At 73.8% G+C, this 11,771-nt stretch carries 12 protein-coding genes; 2 read left to right on the forward strand and 10 right to left on the reverse strand.

Annotation, left to right across the window (positions count from 1 at the left end):
• Nucleotides 1-8 precede the first annotated feature (8 nt).
• Genes tsaE through glmS form a run of 6 tightly spaced genes read right to left on the reverse strand, consistent with a single transcriptional unit; the run spans nt 9 to nt 6,734 of the window.
• Nucleotides 9-899: a tRNA (adenosine(37)-N6)-threonylcarbamoyltransferase complex ATPase subunit type 1 TsaE gene (tsaE, locus tag AC4H2S_RS13140; RefSeq protein ID WP_491497435.1), complete on the reverse strand. Its 891-nt coding sequence runs from the start codon at nt 897-899 to the stop codon at nt 9-11.
• A complete protein-coding gene (locus tag AC4H2S_RS13145; protein WP_491497436.1) occupies nt 896-1,963 on the reverse strand; it encodes an alpha/beta fold hydrolase in 1,068 nt (355 codons plus the stop codon). Before AC4H2S_RS13145 ends, tsaE begins: the two co-directional genes overlap by 4 nt.
• Complete coding sequence (alr, locus tag AC4H2S_RS13150; RefSeq protein ID WP_491497437.1) at nt 1,960-3,114, reverse strand: alanine racemase; 1,155 nt, start codon at nt 3,112-3,114, stop codon at nt 1,960-1,962. Before alr ends, AC4H2S_RS13145 begins: the two co-directional genes overlap by 4 nt.
• Nucleotides 3,115-3,121: 7 nt before the next feature.
• Nucleotides 3,122-4,522 carry an NAD(P)H-hydrate dehydratase gene (locus tag AC4H2S_RS13155; RefSeq protein ID WP_491497438.1) on the reverse strand — a complete coding sequence of 467 codons (1,401 nt, stop codon included), beginning with the start codon at nt 4,520-4,522 and terminating at the stop codon, nt 3,122-3,124.
• 9 nt (nt 4,523-4,531) lie between these two features.
• Nucleotides 4,532-4,885 (reverse strand): holo-ACP synthase, encoded by a 354-nt coding sequence (locus tag AC4H2S_RS13160; RefSeq protein ID WP_491497439.1) that lies wholly within the window; start codon nt 4,883-4,885, stop codon nt 4,532-4,534.
• A gap of 4 nt (nt 4,886-4,889) precedes the next feature.
• On the reverse strand, nt 4,890-6,734 hold the full coding sequence (gene glmS / locus AC4H2S_RS13165) for a glutamine--fructose-6-phosphate transaminase (isomerizing) (RefSeq protein ID WP_491497440.1): 1,845 nt from the start codon (nt 6,732-6,734) through the stop codon (nt 4,890-4,892).
• A gap of 65 nt (nt 6,735-6,799) precedes the next feature.
• Between glmS and coaA the strand changes: the two genes are divergently transcribed.
• Nucleotides 6,800-7,768 carry a type I pantothenate kinase gene (gene coaA, locus AC4H2S_RS13170; RefSeq protein ID WP_491497441.1) on the forward strand — a complete coding sequence of 323 codons (969 nt, stop codon included), beginning with the start codon at nt 6,800-6,802 and terminating at the stop codon, nt 7,766-7,768.
• 7 nt (nt 7,769-7,775) lie between these two features.
• Here the strand turns inward: coaA and AC4H2S_RS13175 are convergent, their stop codons facing one another.
• Nucleotides 7,776-8,771, reverse strand: a complete 996-nt coding sequence (locus AC4H2S_RS13175) for a GNAT family N-acetyltransferase (RefSeq protein WP_491497442.1) — start codon at nt 8,769-8,771, stop codon at nt 7,776-7,778.
• 84 nt (nt 8,772-8,855) lie between these two features.
• Here AC4H2S_RS13175 and AC4H2S_RS13180 point away from each other — a divergent pair, with 84 nt between their 5' ends.
• Nucleotides 8,856-9,209 (forward strand): hypothetical protein, encoded by a 354-nt coding sequence (locus AC4H2S_RS13180; protein WP_491497443.1) that lies wholly within the window; start codon nt 8,856-8,858, stop codon nt 9,207-9,209.
• A gap of 24 nt (nt 9,210-9,233) precedes the next feature.
• On the opposite strand, the gene glmM is transcribed toward AC4H2S_RS13180, so the two are convergent.
• The 3 genes from glmM to rplM all read right to left on the reverse strand — a co-directional run bounded on the left by glmM (nt 9,234) and on the right by rplM (nt 11,649).
• A complete protein-coding gene (gene glmM, locus AC4H2S_RS13185; protein ID WP_491497444.1) occupies nt 9,234-10,580 on the reverse strand; it encodes a phosphoglucosamine mutase in 1,347 nt (448 codons plus the stop codon).
• Between the two features lie 107 nt (nt 10,581-10,687).
• Complete coding sequence (gene rpsI / locus AC4H2S_RS13190) at nt 10,688-11,188, reverse strand: 30S ribosomal protein S9 (protein ID WP_491497445.1); 501 nt, start codon at nt 11,186-11,188, stop codon at nt 10,688-10,690.
• Between the two features lie 17 nt (nt 11,189-11,205).
• On the reverse strand, nt 11,206-11,649 hold the full coding sequence (gene rplM, locus AC4H2S_RS13195) for a 50S ribosomal protein L13 (RefSeq protein ID WP_491497446.1): 444 nt from the start codon (nt 11,647-11,649) through the stop codon (nt 11,206-11,208).
• Between the last annotated feature and the right edge of the window lie 122 nt (nt 11,650-11,771).

An 11,771-nucleotide genomic window follows, 5' to 3' on the forward strand; every position in this document is an offset into this window, starting at 1 on the left:
CGTCGAGGCTACTGTCCGACGATCCAGCGCAGCGAAACCCGGCGCGGGTCGACCTCGTCGTCGGCCGGCGCGTCCCCCACGGCCCGCTCGATCACGACCTCGAGGCGAGACTCCGCCAGCCCCTCGGCCAGGCCTGCGCCCCACTCGACCACGGTGACGGCCGTGTCGAGGGAGGTGTCGAGGTCGAGGTCGTCGAGCTCCTCGAGCCCGCCGAGGCGGTAGGCGTCGACGTGCACGAGGTCGGGGCCCTCCCCCAGCGCGGGGTGCACCCGGGCGATCACGAACGTCGGCGACGTCACGCCGCCGCGCACGCCCAGCCCTTCGCCCAGGCCCTGGGTGAAGGTCGTCTTGCCCGCGCCCAGCTCACCGGTGAGCACCACCAGGTCGCCGGCCACGAGGCTGGCGCCGACCCGGGCGCCCAGGCGGCGCATCGCCTCCGCGTCGGGGGCGTCGAACGACGTGCCGAGCCACCTCGCGAGCTCGACGTAGGGACTGGTGGCACCCGTGACGACGAACTCGTGGGCCTCCCAGAACGCCACGGTGCCGGGCAGCTCCTCGCGGGCGACGACCCGCACCGCCGACCGCCCGACCGCCGTCTCCACGGCCGCCTCGACGAGCGCGGTGGCCACTCCTCTGCCCTGCGCGGCCGGCGTCACCCCGAAGCGGCGCAGCACCAGGCCGTCGGGCGTCGGGTCGAGGACGACGCAGCCCACCGGCTGCCCGTCGAGGCACGCGAGCAGGCCGCCGCGGCGGGCGAGCAGGCGCCGCAGGGAGTCGACGTCCTCGCCCAGGGCGTCGGCCGGCGGGTCGAGGGCGGGACGGGCACCGAAGGCCTCCCGCACCACGGCCAGCACGTCGGCGGCCGACTCGGGGCCGACCCTGCGCACGTCGAGGCTCACGACAGGTCCTGCCCCTGGGCCAGCGAGATCAGGTCGTCGAGCTCGGCGGTGACCTGCTTGTGGCGCTCGAGCACCACCATGTGGCCCGCGCCCTCGCACTCGAGCAGGCTCGAGCCCGGGATCCGGCTGTGCAGCTTGCGGCTGTGGCCGATGGAGGTGATCTTGTCGGCGGTGCCGCAGATGATCGAGGTGGGCACCCGCCCCAACGGCTCGAGGTGGTCGAAGTGGTCGAGGGTGGCGAAGGCGGGGTAGAAGTCTGCGACCACCGCGAACGGCGTCGCGTCGAGCATCGAGTAGACGAACTCCACGTACGAGGCGGGGACCTCGTCGTCGCCGAAGGCGTAGCGGTCGGTGATGACGTCGGCGACCGCGTGGCCCCACGCCCGCGCGCGGTCGACGACCTTGTGGCCGCGGTCGAGCGTACGGACCGCACGCCCCACGAACCGCCCGCCGAGGCCCAGCGGCAGCATCGGGAACAGGATCCGGCCCGGGTCGAGCCCGCCGGCCGTGGTGGAGATCAGCGCGGCGCCGCGGACCTTGTCGCCGAAGAGGTCAGGGTGCTGCTCGGCCAGCGAGATCACGCTCATCCCGCCCATGGAGTGGCCGACCACCACGCACGGGCCGGGGACGGTGCTCTCGATGACGCGGCGCAGGTCGTGGCCGAGCTGCTCCACCGTGCAGTGCTCCTCGTCGGAGCGTGCCGAGCGGCCGTGGCTGCGCTGGTCGTAGAAGACCGTGCGCACCTGGCCGCGGTAGGCCGCGCGCTGGAAGTGCCAGCAGTCGAGGTTGAGGGAGTAGCCGTGCACGAACACGACGGTGAGGTCGTCGTCGATCGAGGGGCGGCCGCCGAAGTCGGCGGGCTCGTCGATCTCCACGTGGAGGGCGAGGCCGTCGTCGGCGACCACCACCCGCGGCGGGCTGTGCAGCTCGCCGAAGGCGACCGTCTCCCCGGCGGCGCGGTTGCCGATGACCCGGTTCTGGCGCGCGATGCCCACGGCACCGGCAGCGGCGGCCAGGCCCGCCGCGCCCACGACGGAGCCGAAGATGCGGCCCTTGACGCTCACGCGGTGGTCCCTCCGGCCTCGTCGTCGCTGTCGACGTGCCGGCGGACGAACCGGCCGCCGATGCGGGTGACGACCTCGTAGCTGATCGTGCCCATCGCCTCGGCCCACTCCTGCGCGGTCGGCTCGCCCGAGTCGCCGGGGCCGAAGAGGACGACCTCGGTGCCGGGCGGCGGCAGCTCGCCGTGCAGCTCGACGACCAGCTGGTCCATGCACACCCGTCCCCGGATCGGGCGCCGCGAGTCGCCCACCCAGACGGTGGCGGCGTTGCCGGCGGCCCGCGGGACGCCCTCGGCGTAGCCGACCGGCACGACGCCCACGCTCGTGTCGCGCTCGGCGTGCCAGCTGTGGCCGTAGGAGACGCCGTCGCCGGCCTGCACCTGCTTGCTGAGCAGCAGCCGGGCCCGCACCGTCATCGCGGGCCGCAGGCCCAGGTGCGGGGTGACGCCGGGTGCCGGGTCGAGGCCGTAGGCCGCGATGCCGCAGCGCACCATGTCGAAGTGGGAGGACGGGCGCAGGACCGCGGCCGCCGAGTTGGCCAGGTGGGCCACCTCGGGGTCGAGACCCGCCTCCGCGGCCAGCGCGAGGGCGTCGCGGAAGGCGGCCTCCTGCGCGTCGTTGGCCGGGTGCTCGGGCTCGTCGCTGGCGGCGAGGTGCGACCAGATGCCGGTGACGGTGATCCGGCCCTGGCGCTCGAGGAGGCTCGCCGCCGCGAACAGGTCGGGCCACTCCGCGCGGGGCGCTCCACCGCGGGAGAGTCCGGTGTCGACCTTCAGCTGCACGCGGGCACCGTCCACGGCGGCGATCTCCTCGAGCTCGGCCAGCGAGTAGGCGGTGACCTCGACCCCGGCCGCCACGGCGGCCGCGAAGTCGTCGCCCGGGGCGCTCAGCCAGCACAGCAGCCGCCCCTCGTCGCCGGCGGCCCGCAGGGCGAGCGCCTCCTCGACGGTGGCCACGCCCAGCCAGTCGGCCCCCGCGTCGCGCGCGGCCGCGGCCACCTCCGCCATGCCGTGTCCGTAGCCGTCGGCCTTGACGACGACCATGAGCGCGACGGGACCGTCGACGTTCACCAGGTCCTTGAGGATGCGCACGTTGTGGCGCACCGCGGCGAGGTCGACGACGATCTCGGCGCGCGGCGGCACAGGATCGCTCATGGGACGATCATCCCAAACCCGCGATCGTGTCGCGCACCAGGCGCGGGATCTGGGCGGCGACGCGGCCCGCGGTGAGCGGTCCGTCGCCGGACGCCTGGGTCGCGGCGGCGCCGTGCACCCAGGAGCCCACGGACGCGGCGTCGTACGGCTCGAGCCCCGCCGCGAGCAGCGCACCGATCAGCCCGGCGAGCACGTCGCCGGCCCCGGCGGTGGCGAGCCACGGCGCGCCCGTGGTGGTCGCCCGCACCTGTCCGCGCGGGTCGGCGACGAGGGTGTGGTGGCCCTTGAGGAGCACCACGCAGCCGAAGCGCTCGGCGGCACGGCGGGCGTGCTCCAGCGGGGCTGCCTCCACCTCGGCGCGCTCGAGGTCGAGCATCACGGCCAGCTCCCCGGCATGTGGGGTGAGGACCCAGCCGGGCGCGGGGGCGTCGACGTGGCGCAGCGCGTCGGCATCGGCGACCACGGGCACGTCGTCGGAGCGGGCCGCGGCGACCATCGCCCCGGCGTCGTCGCCGCCTCCGGGGCCCACGACCCAGGCCTGGACCCGCCCGTCGCCGACGACCTCGGGGTGCGCGCCCCGGACCGCGGCGGCCACCTCGTCGGGACCGACGTAGCGCACCATCCCCGTGAGGCCGCAGGCGGCGCCGGCGACGGCCAGCAGGGCGGCTCCGGGGTAGGTGCTCGACCCGGCGCGGACGCCGACCACGCCGCGGGTGTACTTGTGCGCGGTGGGCCCGGGTCTGGGCAGCAGCCTGCGGACGTCGCCGGGCTGGAGCGCCTCGACGGCGGGCGCACCGAGCTCGGCGTCGTCGAGGCCGAGGTCGACGAGGTGGACCGCCCCGCTGGCGAGGCAGGCGGGGTCGACGAGGTGGGCGACCTTGTGGGTGCCGAAGGTGACGGTCAGGTCGGCGCGCACGTGCGGGCCGTCGAGCGTGCCGCCGTCGACGTCGACCCCGGACGGCACGTCGACCGCGACCACCGGCACGCCGGCGAACCGCTCGAGCGCCGCCACCGCGTCGGGACGCAGGCCCGGCCGGCCGCCGATGCCGACGATGCCGTCGACCACGACGTCGGGGCGGGGGTCGAGGTCGGCGGCGTCGCGGGTCGTCCGACCGCCCGCGGCCAGCAGGGCGGTGTGGCCCGCCTCGTGGGCGTGGTCGGCGAGCAGCAGCGCCTCGACCGCGGCGCCGCGGGCGGCGAGCCGGGCGCCCGCCCACAGCGCGTCGCCGCCGTTGTCGCCGGGCCCGACCAGCAGCAGCACGCGTCGTCCGTAGCCACCGCCGAGCAGGTCGAGCACCGCGGCGGCCAGGCCCGCGGCGGCGCGCTGCATGAGGGCGCCGTCGGGCAGGAGCGCCATCGCGGCGGCCTCCGCACGGCGTACGTCCTCGACGGTGTGGGCACGCATCATGGCGACTCCTCAGGACTCCAGCACGACGACGGCGGAGGCGATGCCGGCGTCGTGCGACAGCGAGACGTGCACGTGCACGACCCCCATCGCCTCGGCGCGCGCGGCGACCGTCCCGCGGATCTCGAGGCGGGGCCGGCCGGTCTCCTCCGAGACGATCTCGGCGTCGTGCCAGGCCATCCCGACGGGAGCCCCGAGCGCCTTGGCGATCGCCTCCTTGGCCGCGAAGCGCGCGGCCAGCGATGCCGGCGGACGCGCCGACTCGGCCTCGGTGAACAGTCGACCGCGCAGCCCGGGGGTGCGCTCGAGGGACTGCACGAAGCGGTCGATGTCGACCACGTCGATGCCGACGCCGATGACCGGCATGGCGCTACTCGACCGTGACGGACTTGGCGAGGTTGCGGGGCTGGTCGACGTCGTGGCCGAGCTGGGTGGCGAGCTCGCACGCGAACAGCTGCAGCGGCACCACCGCCACGAGCGGCTGGAGCAGCACCGGCACCTGGGGCAGCGTGATGAGCTCGTCGGCGTAGGGGACGATCGTCGTGTCGCCCTCCTCGGCCAGGCAGATCGTCCGGGCGCCGCGCGCGCGGACCTCCTGGATGCCGCTGACCATCTTGTCGTGCAGGTGGTCGCGGCCGCGGGGTGGCACGATGCACAGGACCGGGAGCCCCTCCTCCACGAGCGCGATCGGCCCGTGCTTGAGCTCGCCGGCCGCGAAGCCCTCGGCGTGGAGGTAGGCGATCTCCTTGAGCTTGAGGGCCCCTTCCAGCGCGACCGGGTAGCCGGCGTGCCGGCCCAGGAACAGCACGGCGCGGCTGTCGACGTGGTCGCGGGCGAGCGCGTAGACCTGCTCGGCCTTCTCCAGCACGGTCTCGACGTGGCCGGGCATCTCGTCGAGCTGGTCCATCACCTGCGAGACCTCGTCGCCGTAGCGGGTGCCCTTGACCTGCGCGAGGTAGAGCGCGAGGAGGTAGCAGGCGACCAGCTGGGTCAGGAAGCCCTTGGTCGAGGCCACGCCGATCTCGGGACCGGCGTGGGTGTAGATGACGCCGTCGGACTCGCGCGGGATGGTGGAGCCGTTGGTGTTGCAGATGGCCAGCACCTTCGAGCGCTGCACCCGGGCGTGCCGGATGGCCTGGAGGGTGTCGGCGGTCTCCCCGGACTGGCTGATCGCGACCACCAGGGTGGAGTTGGTCAGGATCGGGTCGCGGTAGCGGAACTCGCTGGCGAGCTCGACCTCCACCGGGATCCGGCACCAGTGCTCGATGGCGTACTTGGCGACCATCCCGGCGTAGAACGACGTGCCGGCGGCGATGATGATGATCTTGTCGACGTCGCGCAGCTCCTGGTCGGTGAGCCGCATCTCGTCGAGGTGGAGCTTGCCGTCGACGCCGCGGCGACCCAGGAGCGAGTCGGCGACGGCGCGCGGCTGCTCGAAGATCTCCTTGCGCATGAACCAGTCGTGGCCGTCCTTCTCGGCGGCCGAGAGGTCCCAGTCGACGTGGTAGCGGCGGCCCTCGGCCGGGGTGCCGTCGAAGCCGGAGACGCTGACGCCCTCGCGGGTGATCGTGACGACCTGGTCCTGGCCGAGCTCCAGCGCCTCGCGGGTGTGCTCGATGAAGGCGGCCACGTCGGAGCCGACGAAGTTCTCGCCCTCGCCGACCCCGACCACGAGCGGGCTGTTGCGGCGGGCCGCGACGACGCGGTCGGGGTCGTGGGCGTCGATGGCGACGAGGGTGAACGCGCCCTCCAGGCCGCTGCAGACGTTCTGCATGGCGACGGTCAGGTCGACGCCGGTCTCGAGCTGCTCCTCGAGCAGGTGCGCCGCGACCTCGGTGTCGGTGTCGGAGGCCATCTCGACGCCCTCGGTCTCCAGGCGGGTGCGCAGCTCGGCGAAGTTCTCGATGATGCCGTTGTGCACCAGCGCCACCCGACGAGCCCGGCCCAGGTGCGGGTGGGCGTTGCGGTCGGTCGGCGGCCCGTGGGTGGCCCAGCGGGTGTGCCCGATGCCGGTGGTGCTGGGCGGGAGCGGGGAGTCGGCGAGCGCCTTCTCGAGGTTGGCGAGCTTGCCGGCGCGCTTCTCCGACACGATCGATCCGGCGTCGACGAGCGCGATGCCGGCGGAGTCGTAGCCGCGGTACTCCAGGCGTCGCAGCCCCTCGATGATGACGCCCTGGGCCGGCCTGGGACCCACGTACCCGACGATTCCGCACATGGGCCGGGAGTCTATCGGCAGGGTGCTGCGCGGCCGGACGCCACGGCGGTGCCACAATCGCACCCATGCCCGAGGACACGCCGCCCTCCAACGGCGGCGAGTCCTCCCCCTACGTCGAGCTCGAGCGGGCGGCCTGGGCGCAGCTGGTCGGCACGGCCGAGACCACCCTGACCCGCGAGGAGGTCTCCCGGCTCCGCGGCCTGGGCGACCAGCTCGACCTGCGCGAGATCGAGCAGGTCTACCTCCCGCTCTCGCGGCTGCTGAGCCTCTACGTGGCGGCCAACTCTCGCCTGCACCGCGAGCAGGAGGAGTTCCTGCACCGCGTCACCCCGCCGCGTACGCCGTTCGTGATCGGCCTCGCCGGGTCGGTGGCCGTCGGCAAGTCGACCACCGCCCGCGTGCTGCAGCAGATGCTCGCCCACTGGCCCGAGCACCCCAACGTCGCGCTGGTCACGACCGACGGCTTCCTGCTGCCCAACGCCGAGCTCGAGCGCCGCGGGATCCTGCACCGCAAGGGGTTCCCGGAGTCCTACGACCGCCGGGCGCTGCTCAAGTTCGTCATCGACATCAAGTCCGGCCGCGACGAGGTCGAGGCGCCGATCTACTCCCACCTGGTCTACGACGTCCTGCCCGACGAGAAGGTCGTGGTCAAGCGCCCGGACATCGTGATCGTCGAGGGCCTCAACGTCCTCCAGCCCGCCCGGGTGCGCGAGGACGGCCGCACCGGCCTGGCGGTCAGCGACTTCTTCGACTTCACTGTCTACGTCGACGCCGCGCTGGCCGACATCAAGCGGTGGTACGTCGACCGCTTCCTGCGGCTGCGCGAGACCGCCTTCCGCGACCCGGCGTCCTACTTCCGCAAGTACGCCGCGCTCTCCCACGACGAGGCCGTCGACCAGGCCACCCGCATCTGGGACTCCACCAACGGGCCCAACCTCGTGCAGAACGTCGCCCCCACCCGCTCCCGCGCCACCCTGGTGCTCCGCAAGGACGCCGACCACTCCGTGCGCTACGTGCGGCTGCGCAAGCTCTGAGCGGACGTCACAGCCGCTTCTGCAGCTCCAGCAGCGTCTCGATCGTGCGGTAGCCGAGGGCGTCGTTGACGGCGTTCATCCAGGTGTTGACCTCGGCGTTGGAGGTGTCGAGGGAGACCAGGCCGGGATGGGTCGCGAGGGCGAGGTCGTGCGTGGCCACCTTGAGCACCAGCCCCAGCCGACGCCCGCGGTGGGCGCGGTCGACGATGGTGATGCCGACCTGGCCGTGGGCCGGATCGCTGTCGTCGACACGTACGTCGGAGACACCCGCCACCGACCCGTCGGGCGCGATCGCCATCGCCGTGTGGACGTGCCGGCCGATCGCGAGCTGGCGCTGCTCGGCCTCGCGGATGCGCTCCGGCGTCCAGTCCGAGGCGGCGAGGTCGAGATCGCCGAGCGGGATGTCCGACATCAGCAGGCCGAGGATCCGGCCGAAGGACGCGAGGTGCTCCTCGGGGCACACGGTGTCGAAGGTGACGACGCGGTAGCCGTCGGGCACCGGGGCGGTCGCGGCCAGCTCGTCGCGACGGGCGCGGTAGTCGGCGAGCGCCAGCTCCTTGATCGACTCGCGGCTGGCCACGTCGTAGCCCATCGCCCGGGCGAAGTGCTCGGCCGGCCCGGACCCGCCGGGCGGGACGTAGGCCTCGCCCTGGATCGTCGTACGACCGTCGCCCGCGGCCACGGTCTCGAGCTCCGCCACCAGCCGACGGCCGATCCCCTGCCTCGTGCGGTCGGGACGGACGTAGGCGAACGCCATCGCGGAGTGCAGGTTGTCCTTCAGGGTCCGGGTCAGCAGGCCGGCCCCGACCATCTCGCGGCCGTCGATCGCCCCGATGATCGTGACGCCCCGCTCGGGGTTGGGCGCCGGCAGGGCGACCCGGCTCTGCTCCCACACCGGCCACGGCGTGCCGGGCCGGTCGGCCGTCGCCGCGCGGCCGACCTCCCACCACGCGCGCAGGGCTGCCTCGTTGCGCGGGTTGATCTGCTCGATGTCGACGCCCACGGCGGCGACGCTAGTGGCCGCGTCGACCGCGGTGCACCCCGATAACGGCGTGCGCACGTCGCCGCGCTGCGAGAGGGTCGTCGGATGACGACCGACTCACCGCTGCGCAGCCGGCTCCGCGCGGCCCTGCTCGAGGCCCGCCGCGCCCGGGACGCCGCGACCGTGTCGACCCTGCGGACCGCGCTCGCCGCGCTGGAGAACGCCGAGGCGGTGCCCGACGACGGACCCGCCGCCGGCGCGCTGGAGCAGGCACCGCTCGGTGCGGGCACCACCGAGGCGCGGCGGCGCGTGCTCACCGACGCCGACGAGCGCGCGCTCCTCGACGCGGAGATCGCCTCGCTGCACGAGGCGGAGCAGGCGTACGCCGAAGCGGTGCCCGAGCGCGCCGCCGCCGCGCAGCGGGCAGCCACCGTCCTGGCGGACCTGCGGGACGCCTGAGCCCCCGGCGGGGACGAGGAGGGGCTAGAGCGCGAGCTCGCTGCGTACGACCTCGGCGAGCCGCGCGGCGACGCCCTGCGCCTCGTCCTCGCTGGGGGCCTCGACCATCACCCGCACGACCGGCTCGGTGCCGGAGGGACGGAGCAGGATGCGGCCGCGGTCGCCCAGCAGCGCCTCCTCCTCCGCGATGGCCGCAGCGAGCACCGCGTCCTCGTCGGCGCGCGACTTGTCGACGCCGGAGACGTTGAGGAGCACCTGCGGCAGCCGGGTGACCACCGAGGCGAGGTCGCCCAGCGACCTGCCGGTGGTGGCCATCCGCTCCATCACGTGCAGCGTGGTGAGGATGCCGTCGCCGGTGGTGGCGTGGTCGCTGAGGATGACGTGGCCGGACTGCTCGCCGCCGAGGTTGTAGCCGGAGACCCTCATCGCCTCGAGGACGTAGCGGTCGCCGACCTTGGTCTGGCGCACGCCGACGCCCCCGGCGCGCATCGCCTGGACGAAGCCCAGGTTGCTCATCACTGTCGCGACGACGGTGTCCTTGGCCAGCCGGCCCTGCTCGAGCAGGGAGAGCGCGAGGATCGCCAGGATCTGGTCGCCGTCGACGATGTTGCCCTCGGCGTCGACGGCCAGGCAGCGGTCGGCGTCGCCGTCCAGTGCGAAGCCGGCGTCGGCGCCGTGCTCGCGCACCGCGGCACGCAGCGACTCCAGGTGGGTGGAACCGCAGTTGTCGTTGATGTTGAGGCCGTCGGGGTCGGCGTGGATGGCGATCACCGTCGCGCCGGCGTCCTCCAGGGCGCGCGGGCCCGCGGCGTGCGCGGCGCCCTCGGCGCAGTCGAGGACGACCGTCAGCCCCACCAGCGGGTGGCTGATCGTGCTCTCGAGGTGGGCGGCGTACTCCTCGACCGCGCTCTCGTAGACCCGCACCCGGCCGACGTCGCCGCCGGTGGGCCGCTCCCACGGCTCGCCCATCCGCTGCTCGATGGCGACCTCGACGGCGTCGTCGAGCTTGTGCCCGCCGCGGGCGAGGAACTTGATGCCGTTGTCGGGCATCGGGTTGTGCGATGCCGAGAGCACCACGCCGAGGTCGGCGCCGAGCCGCTCGGTCATGTAGGCGACGCCGGGGGTCGGCAGGACGCCGAGCAGCAGCACGTCGACGCCGGCCGAGGCCAGCCCGGCGACGACCGCCGACTCGAGGAACTGCCCGGAGATGCGGGTGTCGCGGCCCACCACCGCGAGGGGCCGGTGGCCCTCGAACTCGCCGCGGTCGGCCAGCACGTGTGCAGCGCAGACGGAGAGGTCGAGGGCCAGCTCGGCCGTGAGGTCGGCGTTGGCCAGGCCCCTGACCCCGTCGGTGCCGAAGAGTCGCGTCATGGCCCGGCAGCCTACGGGCCACCGGGGCCCGTCGCAGAACCGAGGCCGCACATGCGACGAGGCCCGCACCGTCGTGGGACGGTGCGGGCCTCGAGGTGCAGGCTGGATCAGCGCTTGCTGAACTGCGAGGCCTTGCGGGCCTTCTTGAGACCGGCCTTCTTGCGCTCCACGACGCGGGCGTCGCGGGTGAGCAGCCCGGCCTTCTTGAGCGCCGGGCGGTTGGCCTCGACGTCGATCGAGTTGAGCGCGCGGGCCACGCCGAGTCGCAGGGCGCCGGCCTGGCCGGCGATGCCGCCGCCGTGGATGCGGGCGATCACGTCGAAGCGGCCCTCGAGCTGCAGCTCGACGAACGGCTCGTTGGCGATCTGCTGGTGCAGCTTGTTGGGGAAGTAGCTGTCCATCGAGCGGCCGTTGATGGTCCACTCGCCGGTGCCCGGGACGATGCGGACGCGGGCGACGGCCTCCTTGCGGCGGCCGGTCGCGCCGGCGGGCGCGATGGTGGCCGGGCGGGCGGGGGCGTCGGCCGAGGCGTCGCTCTCGGAGGTGTAGGCGACACCGTCGGCGCTGGTCTCGAAGGTCTCCTCGACCTCGGTGGTGTTCTCAGTCATGTCTGCGTCCTCAGTCGTCACTGGGAGATCTGCGAGATCTCGAACGGGATGGCCTTCTGGGCCGCGTGCGGGTGATCGGGGCCGGAGTAGACCTTGAGCTTCTTCAGCATCTGGCGACCGAGCTTGTTCTTCGGGAGCATGCCCCACACGGCCTTCTCGATGGCCTTGCGGGCGTCCTTCTCGAGGAGCTCACCGAACGGGGTGGCCGAGAGGCCGCCCGGGTAGCCCGAGTGGCGGTAGGCCATCTTCGTGGTCTTCTTCGACCCCGACAGCGACACCTTGGACGCGTTGACGATGATCACGAAGTCGCCCATGTCCATGTGGGGGGCGAAGGTCGGCTTGTGCTTGCCGCGGAGGAGGTTGGCGGTCTGGACGGCGAGGCGGCCCAGGACCACGTCGGTGGCGTCGATGACGAGCCACTCGCGCTGGATGTCAGCGGGCTTGGGGCTGTACGTGCGCACGGCGGTATCCCGTTCTGGTTCGTTGGTCCCGGCCCTCGGACGAGGGCCGGCTGGTGCTGCTGCGGCTTCTGACGAACACGGCCCGGATCGCTCCCCCGGCTCAGGGAGGATGACGTCCGGAT

It is taken from the genome of Nocardioides sp. Z13_37 (assembly GCF_058355585.1).

Excerpts from the sequence above, each read along its gene's own strand:
- alr (WP_491497437.1), bottom strand. The coding sequence starts at position 3,114 with ATGAGCGATCCTGTGCCGCCGCGCGCCGAGATCGTCGTCGACCTCGCC.
- AC4H2S_RS13155 (WP_491497438.1), bottom strand. The coding sequence starts at position 4,522 with ATGATGCGTGCCCACACCGTCGAGGACGTACGCCGTGCGGAGGCCGCC.
- AC4H2S_RS13160 (WP_491497439.1), bottom strand. The coding sequence starts at position 4,885 with ATGCCGGTCATCGGCGTCGGCATCGACGTGGTCGACATCGACCGCTTC.
- glmS (WP_491497440.1), bottom strand. The coding sequence starts at position 6,734 with ATGTGCGGAATCGTCGGGTACGTGGGTCCCAGGCCGGCCCAGGGCGTC.
- coaA (WP_491497441.1), top strand. The coding sequence starts at position 6,800 with ATGCCCGAGGACACGCCGCCCTCCAACGGCGGCGAGTCCTCCCCCTAC.
- AC4H2S_RS13180 (WP_491497443.1), top strand. The coding sequence starts at position 8,856 with ATGACGACCGACTCACCGCTGCGCAGCCGGCTCCGCGCGGCCCTGCTC.
- glmM (WP_491497444.1), bottom strand. The coding sequence starts at position 10,580 with ATGACGCGACTCTTCGGCACCGACGGGGTCAGGGGCCTGGCCAACGCC.
- rpsI (WP_491497445.1), bottom strand. The coding sequence starts at position 11,188 with ATGACTGAGAACACCACCGAGGTCGAGGAGACCTTCGAGACCAGCGCC.